The organism is Candidatus Dormiibacterota bacterium (assembly GCA_036495095.1).
In the GTDB taxonomy this organism is placed as follows: Bacteria; Chloroflexota; Dormibacteria; order Aeolococcales; family Aeolococcaceae; genus CF-96.
On sequence record DASXNK010000031.1, the window covers coordinates 26,311 to 44,365 of the forward strand.

The window sequence follows — 18,055 nt, forward strand, 5'->3', positions numbered from 1 at the left end:
CATATCAGTAAACGATCGCTTTCATCCTAAACTTGCGGTGGAGCCGGGTACTCATGTTCAGAGTTGAGCCCGTCACCGGGCGTCGCCCTGCCGTCGCATCACGTGAACCGGCAGTTGTTCTTCCGGCCGCATGCTCATCCCATCGAAACCAGGGCACTCCCGCAGCTGACAGACGACGACAGCGGCCGCCGCCTGGTCCGCGCGACCGGCGATCTGTCCGCTGTCCGGGGGGCGCTCGAGGATGCGGTCGCCGTCGCGGAGGGGGACGGTGCCGCCGACCCGGCCGAGCTCGCGCTCCTGCTCCACCATCTCGGATGCGTCCTCCACGATGTCGGCGCGGCAGCGGAGGCACGCTCCTGCCTGGAGCGGGCCCTGCACATCCACGAGGCCCTTTGCGGCTCCGGCCACTCCGCGGTGGCCAGGGACCTGCGCGCCCTGAGCCAGCTCCTCCTCGAGGCCGGCGAGCTCACCACGGCGAGGCGGAGCTGCGAGCGCGCTCTCGCCATCGACCGGGCGGCCTTCGGGGGCGGTCACCAGGTGGTTGCGACCGATCTCCTCCGGCTGGCCCACATCCTCTGGGACATGGACGACCGCTACGGCGCTGACTGGTGCTTCACCTCGGCCCAGGACATCCAGGCGGCGACGGCCTAGCGGCGCTCCGTCGAGCAGGGCACCCTCGTGGCGGCCAGGCGGTGGAGGGTCAACCCTCAGGTCAGGGCAGGCGGCCCAAAGCGGAGTTCAACCGCGCCATCGCCTCGGCCCTGCGTCGCTTCTCCGGATCCATCTCCTCGGGCTTCCGGGGAGCGACCGGCTCGGACGCCGGCGCCGGTGCGGCGGAGGCGCCACCGGCTGCCCACTCGCCGAGGTTGGGCCCGGTGCCGGGCGTGGGCTCGGTGAAGTCGCGGGGCTCGCGCAGGTTGCTGACCGGATCGCTGGCGTGGTCCATACAGTCCTGCTCCGCATCCGCGCGATCACGTCGCGGGGACCCGTTGTAACAGTTCGGGCACATGGCGACGAACAGGCGATTGCCGAGCGCGTCCTTGATCTCGGCGATCCTGGGCTTGTGCATCCAGTGGCTCCTCTGTCGGACAGGGACCCATTCGCGTCGCGCGCGCCCGGTCTGCGTGCCAGGTCCCGTGGATGCAGGGAGCGTCGCCCCATCCTACCTCCCCTGTCAAAAGCGAGAGGGGCGGCGCCCCCGCCCCACCGAGGAGCAGGTTCGACCAGTAGGGTCCGCCACCGGGGTCGGCGGCCCGGTTCAGGATCTGGTGGTAGACAGTGCCCACCAGGAAGCTGCGCCCCTCGGGGCTGAACAGGAACTGCGAGGCGATGACGGCCGCGCTGTAGTGGGAGTTCCAGTAGGTCGTGCCGGCGGTGTCGGAGGCACCTCCGTCAGTCCTGCCGAGAATGTCGTTGTAGAGCGACGTGATTGCGTCCGCAGCCATCGAGTTCGCCACGTGTTATATCAAATCTGAAATATTTGCGCTCGAGCCGGACAGCCGGCGCAGCGTGCTTACCCGCAACGTAAAGTATCAATACATGGGGTATTGCTGATATCATCATGTCACCGGGCACGACCCGGTCGGAGGTCATTGGAGAGGGGCTGTGGAACTGCTGCTGATCATCATCGTGCTTCTTCTTCTCTTCGGCGGAGGCGGCTTCTACTGGAGAGGCCGGCGCTGAGAACGGGCGCGGCGGTGGGATCGCAGGTCTCGCCGCCGCGCGCGGTCGAGGCCGGGGAGGCGACCGCGCGTCGCGCCTCGGACACCCCCTGGGCGCACGCGGTGGCCCGGGTCGGATTGACCGCGCGGGGACTGGTCTATGTCCTCATCGCCGTCCTCGCCGCGCAGCTTGCGCTGGGCCGGCGCGGCAACTCCGCCGACCAGAGGGGAGCGCTGCAGCAGGTCTCGGGCGAGCCGTTCGGGCGGATCGCGCTCCTCGTCCTCGCCGCGGGATTCGCCGGCTATGCCGCCTGGCGGCTGCTGACGGTGGTCACCGGAGAGCCCGGGACGCCCGACGACGACTCCGCGCGGCAGGCCGCGCAGCGCGTCGCCGCGGGGGTGCAGGCGGCCGTGTACGCCGGCCTCTGCGCGATGACGGTGGCGCTGCTGGCCGGCTCCGGGGCGGGCGAATCGGGGGAGCACCCCGCGGGGTGGACCGCACGGCTCCTGTCCCTTCCCGCCGGCCGCCTCCTGGTGATGGCCGTGGGGGCGGGTGTCGTCGTCGGTGGCCTGGCCCTCGTCTGGTGGGCGCTGCGCGACCGGTTCGAGGAGCACCTGGTCCCGGGCAGCATGGGTCCGGTGCCGCGGCGGTGGGCGATCCGCCTCGGCGTCGCCGGGTACGTGTCGCGCGGGATCGTCGTTGCCCTGGTGGGGGCGTCCCTCGTGCAGGCGGCCGCGACCCACGACCCGGGCAGGGCGAAGGGGCTGGACGACACCCTGCGCTCGGTGGCGGCGCAGCCGCTGGGCAGCGTGCTGCTGCTGCTCACCGCGCTCGGCCTGCTCGCCTTCGGGCTCTACTCGTTCGTCGAGGCGCGGTACCGGCGGCTGTCGGTTCACTGATCGCCGACAGAGGGCGCACCGCCGCCGACGGAGGGCGCACCGCCGCCGACAGGAGGACGGGCTGGTTCACGGGGGGCCCGGCGGCGCGTCCGCAGCCGGCGACAACTCCACCGGACCCCACACCCGGGGCGAGAACGCGGGATTCACCCGCGCTGCTCCGCGCCGGACACTGCGCTCCGCACGGGCCGCCGGCACCCTGCCGTGGTCGGGACAGAGGAGACCAGCGATGAAAGTCGACGCGGCGCTGCTGCGCGGCCTCAACGAGCCCTGGAGCGTCGAGGAGGTCGATCTCGACGGTCCCTCCGAGGGCGAGGTGCTGGTGCGGGTGCGGAGCACCGGCCTGTGCCGCACCTCCGACCACCTGGGCACGGGCGTGGTGCCCTTCCCGTACCCGGCGGTGGGCGGTCACGAGGCGGCGGGGGTGATCGAGGAGGTGGGCCCGGGGGTCACCGGGCTCGACGCCGGCGACCACGTGGTGGTGCTCTGGGAGCCTGCCTGCGGGAAGTGCCGGTGGTGCGTGCGCGGCCACACCAACCTCTGCGACCTGGGCGCGAACATCGTCCTGGGACCGCAGCTCGACGGCACCTGCCGCTTCCACTCCGGCGACGAGGACGTCAACCAGGAGTTCCTCATCGGCGCCTTCGCGCCCTACACCACGGTGCCGGCGGTGTCGCTGGTGCGCATCGACGAGGACATCCCGCTCGAGATCGCCGGACTGTTCGGCTGCAGCGTCACCTGCGGCTGGGGCTCGGCGGTGCGCACCGCCGGGGTCGAGCCCGGCGACACCGTGGTGGTGATGGGGGTCGGCGGGGTCGGCTCCAACGCGGTGCAGGGGGCACGCTGCGCCGGCGCCCAGCACATCATCGCCATCGACCCCGTGCCCCTGAAGCGCGAGAACGCCGAGCGGCTCGGGGCCACCCATGTCGCCGCCGACGCCGACGAGGCCTGGGAGCTGGTCAGCGAGCTCACCCGCGGCCAGCGTGCCGACAAGGCGATCATCTGCACCAACGTCTGCGAGACCGAGCACGTGACCCAGGCGCTGTCGATGGTGGGCAAGCGGGGCCGGGTGGTCATGACCGCCATCCCCCGGCCCGAGGACAACCCCATCGACATGCCGCTCTTCGAGATGCTGATGTACGAGAAGAACCTGTGCGGGCACATGTTCGGCTCCACCAACCCGCAGGCCGACATCCCGATGCTCATCGACATGTACCGGCGCGGGCAGCTGGTCGTCGACGACCTGATCACCCGCACCTACCCGCTGAGCGAGATCAACCAGGGCTATGCGGACCTGAACAAGGGGCTGAACATCCGCGGCATGGTGACCTTCGACTGAGCGCTGCCCGCGGCGGACGCGGTCACCGCGTTCATGGTCCGGCGGCCGGCTACCGGCTCGCTGCCCACGAGGGCAGTGCGGCGGTGACCTACCCGCACGGCTAGACTCCACTCGCGGGGAGGCCCGCAGGGGAGGAGGTACACCGCCGATGCCGCCACGCATCGCCGCCCGGCGGCGGCTGGTCTCCGCGATCGCCGCGCTGCTCGTGCTCGGTGCCACCGTCCCCGCCGCCGCGGTCCAGGGCCACGCCGTCCCCGCCACCTGGCAGCCGGGACCGCCGGTCTACGGGGTGGGCCTGACCTCGAACCTCCCCGTGACCATGGCGGACGGCACCGTGCTCCGCGCCGACGTGTACTTCCCCACCGACCGGGGCGGGACGGCGCCGGCGCCGGGCACGTTCCCTGTCCTGCTGGTCCAGACCCCGTACGGCAAGTCGCTGAGCGGCGGCGCCCAGGCGGCGCAGCAGTCGGGCGGCCTCAGCCTGGGCCTGTCCTCGTACCTGGTCGAGCGCGGCTACATCAACGTCGTCGCCGACGTCCGCGGCACCGGCGCCTCCGAGGGGACCTGGGGGCTCTTCGACCCGGTCCAGCAGCAGGACGGCGCCGCCCTGGTGCGCTGGGCGGCGGCGCTGCCCCACTCCGACGGGAAGGTGGGCACCTACGGCCCCTCCTACCTCGGCATCGACCAGCTGCTCACCGCCAACGCGCTGGGCCCCGGCTCGCCGCTGAAGGCGATGTTCCCGATCATCGCCGGCAACGACCTGTACCGCGACACCGTCACGATGGGCGGCCTGCCCGTCGACGAGTTCAACCTCCCCTACATGCTGATGACCGGCGGGTTGCACAGCGTCGACGCGCCGCTGGAGAACTCCCAGGACCCGGTCGGCTCGCTGCGGGTGGTCGCCGCTCACGACCGGGGCCTGCTCTCGCTCCAGGCACGGCTGCTGCTCTCGACCCTCACCGGCGGCCCGGAGGCGTACGACGGCGCCTACTGGCAGGAGCGGCGGCCCCAGCGGTGGCTTGCCCACGTCGCCGCGCTGGGCATCCCCACCTTCCTCGTCGGTGGGTGGTTCGACCTCTTCCAGCGCGGCCAGCCGCTCAACTACTCGGGCCTGCAGAACGCCGCGGCGGGGCGCCCGGTGGAGGCGCCGATGGTCGCCGGGCAGGCGGTCTCGGGCCGCTACCAGCTGCTGATGGGCCCCTGGTACCACGTCGACGCCGGCAGCGGGATCGACCTGCAGAAGATCGAGCTGCAGTGGTTCGACCGCTGGCTGAAGGGGGTCGACACCGGCATCGACCGCACCACCACGCCGCTCCATCTCTTCCAGCTGGGCTCGCAGCGCTGGCTGGACACCTCCCGCTATCCGTTCGACGGTCTCACCCCGACCACGTTCTACCTCGGCGGCGCGCAGGGCGCCGGGGCACCGTCGGCCAACGACGGCAGCCTGAGCCGGAATCCGCCCAGCGCGCCCGCCGGCGCGGACGAGACCGTCTGGACGGGGGTGAGCAGCCCCTGCAGCCGGCAGACGGACCAGTGGTCGGCGGGCGCGATCAGCGCCACCCTGCAGGGGGTGCGAGCGCCCGCCGGCAACCCCTGCGACCGCGACGACCGCAGCATCCAGAGCGGTCCCGGCGCGCTGACGTACACCACCGCGCCGTTCACCGGGAACACCGTGATCGGCGGTCCCGTCGACGTCACCGTGTTCGCCACCTCGACCCGGCCGGAGGTCGAGCTGGTCGCCACCCTCGAGGACGTCGCCCCCTCCGGGGAGTCGACACCGCTGACCAGCGGGGCGCTGCTCGGCTCGCTGCGGGCCCTCGACACCGCGCGGACCTGGTTCGCGCCCGACGGCAGGCCGCTGCTCCCGTACCACCCCTACACCCGGGAGTCGGCGCAGGCGGTGCCGGTCGGTGCGCTGACCCGCTACGACATCGAGGTGTTCCCCACCTTCGCGCGGCTGGGGGCGGGGCATCGCCTCCGGGTCACCCTGAACACGTCCGACACCCCGCACCTCCTGCCCGGCCCGCAGCAGCTGCTCGGCCTCGCCGGGGGTGTGTACGCGGTGCAGCGCAACGCCGCCGCCGCGTCGTTCATCGAGGTCCCGCTGGTGGCGGCGCCGGACGAGCGGCTGCTGAGGTGGGGAATGGGAGGGTGACGGGGATGGCGGTCGCGACACCGACCACGCTGCTCGTGGGGGGTGGCTTCTTCGAGGGCCCGCGCTGGCGCGACGGCCGCTGGTGGGTCTCGGACTTCTACCGCCACGCCGTTGTCACCGTGACTCCGGAGGGCGTCGAGGAGCGGGTCCTGGAGGTCGCCGGCCAACCGTCGGGGCTCGGCTGGATGCCCGACGGCTCGATGCTGGTGGTCTCGATGCGCGACCACCGGGTGCTGCGACGCACCCCGTCCGGCGAGGTCACCGTGCACGCCGACCTCACCAGCCACTGCGGCGGCCTGCTCAACGACATCGTGGTCGACGCCGAGGGCCGCGCCTGGGTGGGCGACTTCGGCTTCGACCTGATGGGGGCGGCCGATCCGCGGACCACCTCGCTGATCCGCGTCGACGCCGACGGCGCCGCCACCGTCGCCGCCGAGGGTCTGGCGTTCCCCAACGGCTCGGTGATCACCCCCGACGGCGGCACCCTGATCGTCGGCGAGACCCTCGCCTGCCGCTACACCGCGTTCTCGATCGCCGCCGACGGGTCGCTCGGCGACCGCCGGGTGTGGGCGCAGATCGCCCCCTCGCCCGAGCTCGGCTCGTTCGCCGAGATGCTGCCCCGGGTCACCGTCGCCCCCGACGGCTGCTGCCTCGACGCCGAGGGGCACATCTGGTCGGCCGATGCGGTCGGCGGGCGCTGCATCCGGGTGGCTCCGGGCGGCGCCGTCGTCGACGAGGTGCGCGCCCCCGCCGGCCTCGGCATCTTCGCCTGCATGCTCGGGGGCGACGACGGCCGCACCCTGCTGCTCTGCAGCGCCCCGGACTACTTCGAGCACCGGCGCCGCGACGCCCGTGAGGCGGTGCTGCTCACCACCACCGTCGAGGTGCCCCACGCGGGACTGCCCTGACCGGCGGTCAGACAGCGGCGGCGAGCAGTGCGCGGGTGCGGGCCCGCTCCTCGGTCGAGCCGATCTCCATCGCGATGAAGTCGGTGGCACCCGCCTCGCCGAACGCGGCGAGCCGGGCTCGGACCGCGGTCTCGTCGCCGGCGACGACGACGTCGGCGGGGCCGGCGGCGCCCTCGCGGTCGAGCATCGCCCGGTAGGAGGGCAGCTGCCCGTACATGACGAAGCCGCGGGCGGCGCGCCGGCGCGCCTCCTCGACGTCGTCGGTGACGCACACCGGCAGGCCGACCACCACCCGGGGCGGCGGCCTGCCCGCCTCCTCGGCGGCGGCGGCGATCGAGGGCACGATGTGCTCGGCGAGCGTCCGTACCCCGGTCATCCAGGTGATGGTGCCGTCGGCCATGCCCCCGGCGAGCCGCAGCATCCGCGGCGCCAGCGCGGCGAGCAGCACCGGGCAGGGCGGGGCGCCGGGGATCGTGATCGTGCCGTGGGCCCGCACCGTCTCGCCGTCGACGTTGACGCTCTCCTGGCGCAGCGCGGGCAGCAGCACCTCGAGGTACTCGCGCATGTGCCGGGCCGGCTTCTCGAACGAGTGGCCGAACATGCCCTCGATCACCACCTGGTGGGAGAGGCCGATGCCCAGCGCCAGCCGGCCTCCGATGGCCAGCTGGGTGGTCAGCGCCTGCTGCGCCATCAGCAGGGGGTGGCGGGGATAGGTGGGGATCACCGCGCTGCCCAGCTCGATCCCGGGCACCTCGCGTCCGATGACCGCCAGGGCGATGAGGGCGTCGACGCCGAAGATGTGGGGGATCCACACCGACGGGAAGCCGTCGGCCGCCGCCTGCCGGGTGCGCCGGATCAGCTCGTCGAGCGGGTCGGGAGGGCCGCCCTCGCCGAGGAAGATGCCGATGCGCATCATCGGAGGGTACCCCCCGCCCCCCGCCCCCCGCGCCGTGGCCGGCGCCGGCGGTCAGGAGTCGCCGTCGAGCACCTCGAGGGCGCGCTCGAGCAGCCGCGGGATCGAGGGAGCGAGCAGCTCGTAGTGGGGGTCGACCCGCTTGCCGCGGCGGTGGAGCATGAGGTTGAAGGCGGCGATCACCGCGAAGGCGTACCCGGCCAGGGCGCGGTGCCACGGCAGCGCGTCCACCTCGCCGCCATGCTGGGCGTACAGGGTGGCGAGCCGCTCCGGCGGGGCGGTCGCCGACCACATCCCCGGCATCTCCCAGGAGCCGGGGTCGCTGAAGACGCAGAGCCAGCCGAGGTCGTGGAGCACCGGGCCGGTGGAGGCGAGCTCCCAGTCGAGCACCGCGAGCAGCCGGCCCCGGTGGAAGAGCAGGTTCGACCACTGGAAGTCGCCGTGGCGCAGCCCCAGGCGCGGCGCCCGCGGTGGTGCGACGAGGAGTCGCCCGCGCACCCCGGCGGGGGGCAGGCGGAGGACGTGGCGCGGCGGCCCGTCGCCCCCGCGCAGCGCGAAGCCGAAGCTGAGGCCGCTGTGCCCCGGCATCGCCCGCAGCCCCACGACCTCAGCGCCGGCGCCGGCGTGGGCCCGGCAGAAGTCCGCCAGCCGGTCGCGCAGGCCCTCGTCCTCCGACCGCTGCATCCGGTCAGCTTCGCACTTGCGAAGGAGCGCGTGCTGGCCCCACCATAGGCGCGGGTGGAGAGGGAGAGAGGAGCGAAGCCGACCACGTGAGCCTGTTCCAGACGGTGATGAGCGGCCTGCAGGCGGTGGCCTCCCGCCGGATGCGCTCGCTGCTCACCTCCCTGGGCATCCTGATCGGCGTCGGCGCGGTGATCATCACCGTCGGCATCGGCCTCGGCACCCGCACCAGCATCGCCTCGAACATCAGCCGGCTCGGCACCAACCTGATCACGGTCACGCCGGGCAGCCTCACCACCGGCGGGGTGCGCACCGGGCTGGGCAACGCCACCACCCTGACCATGGACGACGCCGCGGCGCTCCAGAACCCCTCGGTCGCGCCCGACGTCGGCGCGGTCGCCCCGGTGGTGTCGCGCCAGACCGCGACGATGACCGCCGGCTCCCAGAACTGGACGGCGGGGGTCACCGGGAGCACCGGAGGCTGGCTCGTCGCCAACGCCCGGGTGGTCTCCGACGGCACCTTCTTCACCGACTCCGACGTGAAGAGCCACGCCCAGGTCGCCGTCCTCGGACCCACCACCGCGGCGAAGCTCTTCCCCGCGGGCGACGCCCTCGGCAACCTCATCACCATCCAGCACGTGCCCTTCCGGGTGATCGGCATCCTCGTCCCCCGCGGCGCCCAGGGGCTGTTCAACCCCGACGACCTCGCCGTGGTGCCGGTGACCACCGCCCAGGGTGAGCTCATCCAGGGCGGGTCGCTGACCTCGGTGCAGCGCATCCTCATCAGCGCCACCAGTCGCGACGCCATCGGGCCCGCGTATCAGGAGGTCAACGACCTGCTGATGCAGACCCACCGCATCAGCGACCCCGGCCAGGCCGACTTCACCATCACCACCCAGGAGTCGATCCTGGCGACCCTCGACTCGACCAGCACCGCGATCACCCTGCTGCTCGCCGGGGTGGCGGGGATCTCGCTGCTGGTGGGCGGCATCGGGGTGATGAACATCATGCTGGTGTCGGTGACCGAGCGGATCTCGGAGATCGGGCTGCGCAAGGCGCTGGGCGCCACCCGCGGCGACATCCTCCGCCAGTTCCTCATCGAGGCATCGGCGCTGAGCGCCGCCGGCGGGGTGCTCGGCATCGGGCTCGGCGCCGGCTCGACGTTCCTGCTCAACCACTTCACGTCGCTGCTCGCGGTCTTCTCGCCCTCGGCGGCGCTGATCGCGCTGTTCATCGCCGCGGGCATCGGCCTGGTCTTCGGGGTGTTCCCGGCGATGCGGGCGGCGAGGCTGGCGCCGATCGAGGCGCTGCGCGCCGCGTAGCGGTCAGAGCCAGACGTCCCGCACCGCCTCGCAGAGCAGGCCGGAGCTGAGCAGGACGATCCCCACGCCGAGCTGCTGGTTGTTGTCGTAGGCGAGGGCGAGGGCGATGAAGGCGATGCCGACGACGATCGGCGCGACGATCAGGATGGTGATGCCGCTCACCCCGAGCACCACACCGAGCAGGGTGAGGCTTCCCGGCCCACCCCGGTGCGCGCGCCGCAGCGAGGACCCCGCGCGCATCGCCGCGATCCCGATGCAGACCACCAGCAGCAGTGGCCACGCAGACATGCTCCCGCCCTCCTCCCGCTCCGCGGGTGCCCTGGAGTCTACGCGCTCTCCGGGGTTCCGCCAGGGTGCTCCCCAGCCTTGACGATGCGCGCGACCGTCGCCCGATGGGAGAATCGGACGATCCGGAACGGCCGCCGCCGAGGGAGGGCAGGCGGGGCGGCGTTCACCCCCAGGAGCAGCTGCACACATGGTCAATCGACTCACCCGCGGCGTCTGTGCGGCGGTCGTCACCGCCGGTCTCGTGCTCTCGGGGGCGGCCGGCCTCCGGGCGGCGATGCTCACCGCTCCGGCATCGCCGGCGCAGGAGGTGACCGCGAACGTCCTGCCGGGCCTCGACCGCCTCGCCCCGCGGGGGCTGCCCTCGCCGCTCACCGAGCTGCACGTCGGCATCGGCCTCGCCGCCGCCGACCCGGCCGGCCAGCTCGCCCTGTACGAGCGGCTCTACGACCCCGCCAGCCCGCTCTACCACCAGTTCCTGACGCCCGCCGAGGTGGCGGGGCGCTTCGGAGTCCCCGAGAAACGGTTCCGCGCGGTCACCGGCTGGCTGGAGGGCGGAGGGCTGCGGGTCTCCCACGTCGACTCCGCCCGCACCTACGTCCAGGCGGTGGGCACCGTGGCCCAGCTCGACCACCTCTTCGCCACCACCCTGCGGAGCTACCGCGCCGGCGGGGTCGACTTCGTCGCCAACGACCGGCGGCCCTCGGTGCCGCCGGGGCTGGGTGTGGTCTCGGTGATCGGGCTCAACACCCTGCAGCGGTTCTCGGTGCCCGCGCGGGTGCAGCCGAAGCCCGGCGTCGGCGGCCTCTACACCGACGCCTACACCCCCCAGGCGCTGTGGTCGCTCTACGACCAGCCCGCCGACAACCTCGGCCAGGGCCAGACGATGGCGATCATCGGCGCCGGGGCGAGCGACTCGGTGATCGGCGACCTGCGCCGCTTCGAGGACCTCAACCACCTGCCCCACGTCCCGGTGGCGGTGAAGCACGCCGGCGCCGGCCCCTTCAAGGACAACACCGGTGGCGTGGAGTGGGACCTCGACACCCAGTCGAGCACCGGGATGGCGCCGCTGGTCAAGCGCGAGGACCTCTACTTCGGCGCCACCCTCAGCGACGCCGACGTCCTCGCCGCGTTCTCGCTGTGGGCGAGCGATCCCGACGCCCCCCGCCAGGCCGACGCCTCCTTCGGGGAGTGCGAGACCAATCCGCTCAACCCGGTGTTCGGCAATCCGTCCGCCAACCCGCCCGGCAACTTCGGCCAGGGCCTGGGCGACAACCTCGAGCCGGTCGGCGACCAGACCCTCCTCCAGGCCACCCTGGAGGGCCGCAGCCTCTTCGCCTCCGCCGGCGACACCGGCTCGTCCTGCCCGATCGCGGTGCTGCCCATCGTCGGCGCCGGCAACGGCGTGGCCAACCAGGCGATCCCCCTCCAGGGCTACCCGGCGGCGAGCAAGTACGCCGTCGCCGTCGGCGGCACCGTCCTCTACTCCTCGGCGGGCGCGCCGCCGTCGCGCCGCACGGTGGAGTACGCGTGGACCTTCACCGGCGGCGGCTCGTCGGTGTTCATCGACGAGCCCGGCTACCAGAAGGGCATCGCCGCCATCAACCACCCCTGCGTGCTCGACCCCAGCGGCAGGCCCTACCCGCCGGGCACGCTCTGCCGCGGTGTGCCCGACGTGGCCGCGATCTCCGGCGACCTCGCCGGGAACGGCTACACCATCGTCAACAACATGAAGATCAGCCCCGGCGGCGGCACCAGCCTCAGCGCGCCGCTGTGGGTGGGGATGTGGACGCGTGTCCAGGCCGCGGCCCCCGACCAGGCCCACGGCCTCGGCTTCGCCAACCCCACCCTGTACCGGCTGGGCACCGGGCCGCGCGGCGCCCAGGACTTCCACGACATCACCGTCGGCGGCAATGGTCTCTACGCCGCCACCCCGGGATGGGACTACGTCAGCGGCTTCGGCAGCCCCAGCCTCACCAACCTGATGCGCGATGTCGACGGCCGGACCGCGCCGGTGCTGAACACCACCCCCGCGACGGTGCCGGCGCCACCGCTGGCCACCCCCTGCGACCCGGTCTGGACCGGCCTCCCGGGCAACGCCGCCGACCCGGTGACCACCGACCAGGTGCCGCAGCTCGACCTGCTCCGCGGCGACCTGAGCCTCAGCCCCGACGGCAGGACCCTGCGCGCCGCGCTGACCGTCGCCAAGCTCGACGGCTCGCTGCCGCCGGACGCCAGCGCGGCGAACTGGACGATGTACTGGACCTACGGGGGGGTGACCTACCTCGCCCACGCCCGGCTCGACAAGCTGGGCGCGGTCACCTTCGGCGACGGCGTCTCGGACGCCAAGGGCGCGGGCGACGCCCACACCGACGACACCGGCAGCCTCACCATGGGCAGCCCCGGCCGCGTCGAGATCGACGTCCCCCTCACCCACGTCGGCAACCCGCCACAGGGGTCACGGCTCACCTATCCGCTCGGCGACGCCGGGCTCGAGGTGGGGATCCTGCCGGCCACCGTCGACGTCGGCGGCACCCAGCTCGACGCCCAGCTCGTCCCCTGCGGGTCGCCGGTCACCACCAAGGCGCCGCCCGGCGGCGGGGCACCGCCGCTGCCGATCCCGCTGCCGCTGGGGGTCGCGCAGCCGCCGCCCGCCGCTCCTGCCCCGGCGGCCGGCACGGCACCGCCCGCGCCCGGCTCACCGTCGCTGCCGCTCCCGCTGCCCTCGCTGCCGCGGGCGGTGGTCGGGGTGCGTTCGGTCACCGGCTCGCTGCTGGGGATCCCGGTCTCCGGCGGCTGAGGCGGCCCGCTCAGCCGGCGGCGAGCTCCGACCAGCGGCGCTGCGCGCTCTCGTTCCAGCTCTCGTGCCGGGACTGGAAGAGGGTCGCGGCACGGGCTCCGCTCCAGCCGGGGGGCAGCAGGTCCTGGGGAAGCCGCGGGTCGAGGAAGGGAAAGCGCCGCCACTCGTGGACCAGCCGGGTCTGGGCGAGGAGCACGCCGTCACCGGGCGCGGGCGCCTCGCCGCCGACCTCCTGGATGAAGGCCTCGTAGTGGGCGCTGATCTCGTCGACGTCCCAGGCCTGGGCGACCAGGGCGCGCTGCTCGCCGATGCCGCCGAAGCGGGCCCGGAAGGACATCGCCGCCGACCGCAGCCCGAGCTCGACCAGGACCGCGTCGCACTCCACCTCGCGGTCGGGGTGGGGGCTCAGCCACATGCCCGGCGCGGGCGAGCCGAATCCCGCCCAGGTGAGCCGGGTGCGGAGCCGGTGCCGGAGCGCCCGCTGGGCCTCGGGCACGGAGACGAGCAGCAGCAGCCACTCGCCGTCCCACTGCGGCAGCGCCGCGTTGAACGAGTAGATGCGCTCAGCGCCCTCGGTGAGCAGCCGCCGCCCCGGAGGGCTGAGCGACCAGCGCACCCGGCGGCCGGTGCGCTCCGAGACCAGCCAGCCCTCCGCCGCGGTCCGCGCCAGCGCCTGCCGCGCCGACTTCTCCTCGACGCCCAGGCGGCCGAGGACCGCGACCAGCGTCGAGGTCCACACCGGTTCGCCCCGGGGCAGCACGAACTCGCCGAGAATGGTGAGCAGCAGCGACCGCGCGCTGGCGGCGCCCACCTGGCGGCGGCGGCTCAGGATCGGGCGCACCGCCCGGGCGTCGCGCCGCGGGGCCCGGGGGGATGGCGAGGCGGACGACGCGAGCGGCCGTGGTGGGGACATCGACTGGACTATCCCACGTCGGCGGGAGCCGCGGCGCCGGGTGAACATACTACAGGTACTTGACGCACATGGATCCAAACGTAGAAGATAGGGAGAGGAGGAGCGACATGACTCTCTCGACCCATCCCGCCGAGGCAGCGCCCGCCACCGAGGGCGCCACGCCGCCCCGGGTGTGCTTCGATGCCCACCCCGACGGCTACCGGCACTGGCGGCTGCAGATCGAGGGTCGGGTGGCCCGGCTGGTGCTCGACGTCGACGAGGCGGGGGGGCTGGTTCCCGGCTACCCGCTGAAGCTGAACTCCTACGACCTCGGGGTCGACATCGAGCTCTACGACGCCGTCCAGCGGCTGCGCTTCGAGCACCCGGAGGTGGGCGCGGTCGTGGTCACCGGCGGCAGCGACAAGGTGTTCTGCGCCGGCGCCAACATCCGCATGCTCGCGCAGTCGAGCCACCCCTGGAAGGTCAACTTCTGCAAGTTCACCAACGAGACCCGCAACGGCATCGAGGACGCCACCGCGAGCTCCGGCCAGACCTGGATCGCCGCGCTCAACGGCACCGCTTCGGGCGGCGGCTACGAGCTGGCCCTGGCCTGCGAGCGGATCCTCCTCGTCGACGACGGCTCCTCGGCGGTGTCGCTGCCCGAGCTTCCGCTGCTCGGGGTGCTGCCCGGCACCGGCGGCCTCACCCGGGTGGTCGACAAGCGCCGGGTGCGCCGTGACCTCGCCGACGTCTTCGCCACCCGCGCCGAGGGGGTGCGCGGCGAGACCGCGGTGCGCTGGCGGCTGGTCGACGAGAGCATCCCCAGGCGGCGCTTCGACGAGGTCGTCGCCGAGCGCGCCGCCGAGGCGGTGGCAGGCTCCGGCCGTCCGGCGGAGGGCCGCGGCATCACCCTGACCCCGCTGCGGCGCACCATCGGCGAGGACCGCATCGACTACCCCCACGTGGGCGCCGAGCTCGACCGCGAGGCCGGCACGGTGACGATCACGGTGCGGGGTCCGGAGGGGCCCGCGCCCGGCGGGCTCGAGGCGATCCACGCCGCGGGCACGGAGTTCTGGCCGCTGGCGGTCGCCCGCGAGCTCGACGACCTCATCCTCGAGCTGCGCACCAACGAGCTCGAGCTCGGCACCTGGGTGCTGCGCACCCGCGGCGACTCGGCGGCGGTGCTCGCCCACGAGCGGCTGCTCGCTGAGCACGCCGGCGACTGGCTGGTGAACGAGATCCGCCACTACCTCAAGCGCACCCTGAAGCGGCTCGACGTCACCAGCCGCAGCCTCATCGCCCTGGTCGACCCGGGGAGCTGCTTCGCCGGGCCGCTGCTCGAGCTGCTGCTCGCCGCCGACCGCAGCTACATGCTCGACGGGGTGATCGAGGGGGAGGAGGGCGAGCCCGCCGTGATCACCCTCGGCGAGACCAACTTCGGCGCCCTCCCAATGCCCAACGGCCTCAGCCGGCTGGAGGTGCGCTTCCTCGGCGAGCCCGATCACGTCGACGCCCTGCGCGCGCTCGCCGGCGAGCCGCTGGACGCGGCGCGAGCGCTCGAGCTGGGGCTGGTCACGTCCGCACCCGACGACATCGACTGGGAGGACGAGGTCCGGCTCGCCCTCGAGGAGCGCGCCAGCTTCAGCCCCGACGCGCTCACCGGCATGGAGGCGAACCTCCGCTTCCCCGGACCCGAGACCCTGGAGACCAAGATCTTCGCCCGGCTCACCGCCTGGCAGAACTGGATCTTCACCCGGCCCAACGCTGCGGGTCCCGACGGCGCCCTGCGAAAGTACGGGACCGGGCAGCGTGCCAGCTTCGACAGGAGGCGAGTGTGACCACGATGGCCGGCAGCATCGACTACGGCGAGCGTATCCCCAACAACGTCGACCTGGCGAACGACCGGCGGCTGCAGCGTGCCCTGGAGTCGTGGCAGCCCAAGTTCCTGCAGTGGTGGCAGCAGATGGGCCCGGAGCTGCCCCACCGCGACGTCTACCTGCGCACCGCGGTGGCGGTGGGACGGGAGGGCTGGGCGCACTTCGACCGGGTCGTGCTCCCCGAGTACCGCTGGGGCATCTTCCTCGCCGAGCGCGAGCCCGGGCGCACCATCGGCTTCGGTGCCCACCAGGGCGAGCCGGTCTGGCAGCAGGTGCCAGGCGAGTACCGCTCCGAGCTGCGCCGGCTGATCGTGATCCAGGGCGACACCGAGCCCGCCTCGGTGGAGCAGCAGCGCCACCTGGGGATGACCGCGCCCAGCCTCTATGACCTGCGCAACCTCTTCCAGATCAACGTCGAGGAGGGCCGTCACCTCTGGGCGATGGTCTACCTGCTCCACGCCTACTTCGGCCGCGACGGCCGCGACGAGGCGGAGGCGCTGCTGATGCGCAACTCCGGGAGCAGCGATGCCCCGCGCATCCTCGGCGCCTTCAACGAGCCCACCGCGGACTGGCTGGCGTTCTTCATGTTCACCTACTTCACCGACCGCGACGGCAAGTTCCAGCTGGGCACGCTCAAGGAGAGCGCCTTCGACCCGCTCTCGCGCACCTGTGAGTTCATGCTCAAGGAGGAGGCGCACCACATGTTCGTGGGCACCACCGGGGTCGACCGGGTGGTCGAGCGCACCGCCCAGCTGATGCGCGAGCACGACACCGACGACATCCGCAGCCACGGCGGCATCCCCCTCGACATCATCCAGAGGTACCTCAACTTCCACTTCAGCGTCTCGCTCGACCTCTTCGGCGGCGAGACCTCGAGCAACGTCGCCGCCTACTTCACGGCCGGGCTCAAGGGACGCTGGCAGGAGACCCGCCGCCAGGACGACCACCGGCTCGTCGACTCGATGATCGCCGTCGACAGCGTGGTCGACGGGCGGCCGGGCAGCATCGAGGTTCCGGCCGTGACCGGTCTGAACCAGGATCTGCGCCGCGAGTACGTGCAGGACTGCGAGAACGGCCTGAACCGCTGGAACCGCATCCTCGAGGAGGCGGGGATCGAGCGCCGGCTGGCGCTTCCCCACCAGGCCTTCAACCGTCATGTGGGCGCCTTCGCCGCAATCCACGCGACCCCCGCCGGCGAGGTGCTGGACGACGCCGAGTGGGAGCGCCGCCGCGACGAGTTCCTGCCCAGCCGCGCCGACCTCGACCTCGTCGGCTCGCTGATGCAGCCGGTGCACGAGCCGGGGAAGATCGCCGGCTGGGTGGCGCCGCCGCGGGTGGGCATCAACGACCACGGCTTCGAGTACGACTACGTGCGGTTCGGCTAGCGCGCCATGGAGGGTCTGCCCGCCACCGAGCTGAGCGACGAGGAGCTGGAGCGGCAGGGCGCGCACGCGCATGCCACCCGGAACTGGGTCTTCCTCCACGGCACCGCCGAGCAGTTCCGCACCCACACCGATCGGATGCTCGAGCTGGAGCAGGAGTACCTGCGCCGCCACCCCAAGCGAACCTGGCAGGGGAGTGGCGGCGCGGCCGGCGAGCCGCCGCCCGGCGAGTCGCTGGGCGACATCGACCGCGCCCTGCGGATGCGGAACCTGCTGCGGCAGTTCACCCGCGAGATGGAGGAGCTGCTCGCCCCCGCGGCCGCGGAGCCCGCGCCGCGCACCCTGGGGCGGCGCGAGGCGCTGCTGCTGGCCCGCTTCGAGAGCGCTCCCGGGGGCAGGCTCCACAAGCTCGAGGCCCACCAGGCGGCGCGCGAGCTCGCCACTGACCGCCGCGCCCTCGCCCACCTGTACACGCAGCATCCGCCGCTGCTCGCCACCGACCGCGAGCACCGCCAGATCACCCCCGCGGGGCGTGCCTGGCTCGAGGACCACCGCTCGCTGCTCGGCGACGGACCGGCCTGAGGACACCGGCGATGCCCTACGTCATCACCTCCGCATGCATCGACACCATGGACCAGTCATGCGTCGAGGAGTGCCCGGTCAGCTGCATCTACGTGGGTGCCCGCAAGCTCTACATCCACCCCGACGAGTGCATCGACTGCGGCGCCTGCGAGCCGGTCTGCCCGGTGCAGGCGATCTCCCAGGACCGGCGGGTCGCCCCCGAGGAGACCGAGTTCATCGCCGACAACCGGCGCTTCTTCGCCGAGGTGCTGCCCGGCCGCGAGACCGTGCTGGGCAGCCCCGGCGGCACCAGCCAGAGCGGGGACATCGGCGTCGACACCCCGATGGTCGCCGCCTGGGGCTGACCGGCTCATCCCGGGCG

16 protein-coding genes are annotated in these 18,055 nt (G+C 73.1%); 11 read left to right on the forward strand and 5 right to left on the reverse strand.

Going from position 1 to position 18,055, the window contains the following annotated elements; all coding sequences use genetic code 11:
• Positions 1-102: 102 nt before the first annotated feature.
• On the forward strand, positions 103-651 hold the full coding sequence (locus VGL20_03550; GenBank protein ID HEY2702745.1) for a tetratricopeptide repeat protein: 549 nt from the start codon (positions 103-105) through the stop codon (positions 649-651).
• Positions 652-712: 61 nt separating this feature from the next.
• On the opposite strand, the gene VGL20_03555 is transcribed toward VGL20_03550, so the two are convergent.
• Positions 713-1,069 (reverse strand): hypothetical protein, encoded by a 357-nt coding sequence (locus tag VGL20_03555; GenBank protein ID HEY2702746.1) that lies wholly within the window; start codon positions 1,067-1,069, stop codon positions 713-715.
• 628 nt (positions 1,070-1,697) lie between these two features.
• Between VGL20_03555 and VGL20_03560 the strand changes: the two genes are divergently transcribed.
• The 4 genes from VGL20_03560 to VGL20_03575 all read left to right on the forward strand — a co-directional run bounded on the left by VGL20_03560 (position 1,698) and on the right by VGL20_03575 (position 6,960).
• Positions 1,698-2,561 (forward strand): DUF1206 domain-containing protein, encoded by an 864-nt coding sequence (locus VGL20_03560; GenBank protein HEY2702747.1) that lies wholly within the window; start codon positions 1,698-1,700, stop codon positions 2,559-2,561.
• Positions 2,562-2,787: 226 nt separating this feature from the next.
• Positions 2,788-3,897 (forward strand): NDMA-dependent alcohol dehydrogenase, encoded by a 1,110-nt coding sequence (locus tag VGL20_03565; GenBank protein HEY2702748.1) that lies wholly within the window; start codon positions 2,788-2,790, stop codon positions 3,895-3,897.
• A 148-nt stretch (positions 3,898-4,045) separates the two neighbouring features.
• Positions 4,046-6,052 carry a CocE/NonD family hydrolase gene (locus tag VGL20_03570; GenBank protein ID HEY2702749.1) on the forward strand — a complete coding sequence of 669 codons (2,007 nt, stop codon included), beginning with the start codon at positions 4,046-4,048 and terminating at the stop codon, positions 6,050-6,052.
• Between the two features lie 5 nt (positions 6,053-6,057).
• Positions 6,058-6,960, forward strand: coding sequence for an SMP-30/gluconolactonase/LRE family protein (locus VGL20_03575; protein ID HEY2702750.1), 903 nt, complete (start codon positions 6,058-6,060; stop codon positions 6,958-6,960).
• Positions 6,961-6,967: 7 nt separating this feature from the next.
• On the opposite strand, the gene VGL20_03580 is transcribed toward VGL20_03575, so the two are convergent.
• Positions 6,968-7,873, reverse strand: a complete 906-nt coding sequence (locus VGL20_03580) for an LLM class F420-dependent oxidoreductase (protein HEY2702751.1) — start codon at positions 7,871-7,873, stop codon at positions 6,968-6,970.
• A gap of 54 nt (positions 7,874-7,927) precedes the next feature.
• A complete protein-coding gene (locus tag VGL20_03585; protein HEY2702752.1) occupies positions 7,928-8,557 on the reverse strand; it encodes a phosphotransferase in 630 nt (209 codons plus the stop codon).
• 86 nt (positions 8,558-8,643) lie between these two features.
• Here VGL20_03585 and VGL20_03590 point away from each other — a divergent pair, with 86 nt between their 5' ends.
• Positions 8,644-9,876, forward strand: a complete 1,233-nt coding sequence (locus tag VGL20_03590; protein HEY2702753.1) for an ABC transporter permease — start codon at positions 8,644-8,646, stop codon at positions 9,874-9,876.
• A 3-nt stretch (positions 9,877-9,879) separates the two neighbouring features.
• Here the strand turns inward: VGL20_03590 and VGL20_03595 are convergent, their stop codons facing one another.
• Complete coding sequence (locus tag VGL20_03595) at positions 9,880-10,164, reverse strand: hypothetical protein (GenBank protein ID HEY2702754.1); 285 nt, start codon at positions 10,162-10,164, stop codon at positions 9,880-9,882.
• Between the two features lie 187 nt (positions 10,165-10,351).
• On the opposite strand from VGL20_03595, the gene VGL20_03600 reads away from it, so the two are divergent.
• Positions 10,352-12,961, forward strand: coding sequence for a S53 family peptidase (locus VGL20_03600; GenBank protein ID HEY2702755.1), 2,610 nt, complete (start codon positions 10,352-10,354; stop codon positions 12,959-12,961).
• Between the two features lie 10 nt (positions 12,962-12,971).
• Here the strand turns inward: VGL20_03600 and VGL20_03605 are convergent, their stop codons facing one another.
• On the reverse strand, positions 12,972-13,802 hold the full coding sequence (locus VGL20_03605) for a PaaX family transcriptional regulator C-terminal domain-containing protein (GenBank protein ID HEY2702756.1): 831 nt from the start codon (positions 13,800-13,802) through the stop codon (positions 12,972-12,974).
• 179 nt (positions 13,803-13,981) lie between these two features.
• On the opposite strand from VGL20_03605, the gene boxC reads away from it, so the two are divergent.
• From boxC to fdxA, 4 genes are read left to right on the forward strand one after another with little or no spacing between them, the layout of a single operon-like run.
• Positions 13,982-15,691: a 2,3-epoxybenzoyl-CoA dihydrolase gene (gene boxC / locus VGL20_03610; GenBank protein ID HEY2702757.1), complete on the forward strand. Its 1,710-nt coding sequence runs from the start codon at positions 13,982-13,984 to the stop codon at positions 15,689-15,691.
• A 5-nt stretch (positions 15,692-15,696) separates the two neighbouring features.
• Positions 15,697-17,115, forward strand: coding sequence for a benzoyl-CoA 2,3-epoxidase subunit BoxB (boxB, locus tag VGL20_03615; GenBank protein HEY2702758.1), 1,419 nt, complete (start codon positions 15,697-15,699; stop codon positions 17,113-17,115).
• A 6-nt stretch (positions 17,116-17,121) separates the two neighbouring features.
• A complete protein-coding gene (locus VGL20_03620; GenBank protein HEY2702759.1) occupies positions 17,122-17,694 on the forward strand; it encodes a DUF6158 family protein in 573 nt (190 codons plus the stop codon).
• Between the two features lie 11 nt (positions 17,695-17,705).
• On the forward strand, positions 17,706-18,038 hold the full coding sequence (gene fdxA / locus VGL20_03625) for a ferredoxin (GenBank protein ID HEY2702760.1): 333 nt from the start codon (positions 17,706-17,708) through the stop codon (positions 18,036-18,038).
• Positions 18,039-18,055 lie beyond the last annotated feature (17 nt).

Excerpts from the sequence above, each read along its gene's own strand:
- VGL20_03555 (HEY2702746.1), bottom strand. The coding sequence starts at position 1,069 with ATGCACAAGCCCAGGATCGCCGAGATCAAGGACGCGCTCGGCAATCGC.
- VGL20_03565 (HEY2702748.1), top strand. The coding sequence starts at position 2,788 with ATGAAAGTCGACGCGGCGCTGCTGCGCGGCCTCAACGAGCCCTGGAGC.
- VGL20_03570 (HEY2702749.1), top strand. The coding sequence starts at position 4,046 with ATGCCGCCACGCATCGCCGCCCGGCGGCGGCTGGTCTCCGCGATCGCC.
- VGL20_03575 (HEY2702750.1), top strand. The coding sequence starts at position 6,058 with ATGGCGGTCGCGACACCGACCACGCTGCTCGTGGGGGGTGGCTTCTTC.
- VGL20_03580 (HEY2702751.1), bottom strand. The coding sequence starts at position 7,873 with ATGCGCATCGGCATCTTCCTCGGCGAGGGCGGCCCTCCCGACCCGCTC.
- VGL20_03585 (HEY2702752.1), bottom strand. The coding sequence starts at position 8,557 with ATGCAGCGGTCGGAGGACGAGGGCCTGCGCGACCGGCTGGCGGACTTC.
- VGL20_03595 (HEY2702754.1), bottom strand. The coding sequence starts at position 10,164 with ATGTCTGCGTGGCCACTGCTGCTGGTGGTCTGCATCGGGATCGCGGCG.
- VGL20_03600 (HEY2702755.1), top strand. The coding sequence starts at position 10,352 with ATGGTCAATCGACTCACCCGCGGCGTCTGTGCGGCGGTCGTCACCGCC.
- boxC (HEY2702757.1), top strand. The coding sequence starts at position 13,982 with ATGACTCTCTCGACCCATCCCGCCGAGGCAGCGCCCGCCACCGAGGGC.
- boxB (HEY2702758.1), top strand. The coding sequence starts at position 15,697 with ATGGCCGGCAGCATCGACTACGGCGAGCGTATCCCCAACAACGTCGAC.
- VGL20_03620 (HEY2702759.1), top strand. The coding sequence starts at position 17,122 with ATGGAGGGTCTGCCCGCCACCGAGCTGAGCGACGAGGAGCTGGAGCGG.
- fdxA (HEY2702760.1), top strand. The coding sequence starts at position 17,706 with ATGCCCTACGTCATCACCTCCGCATGCATCGACACCATGGACCAGTCA.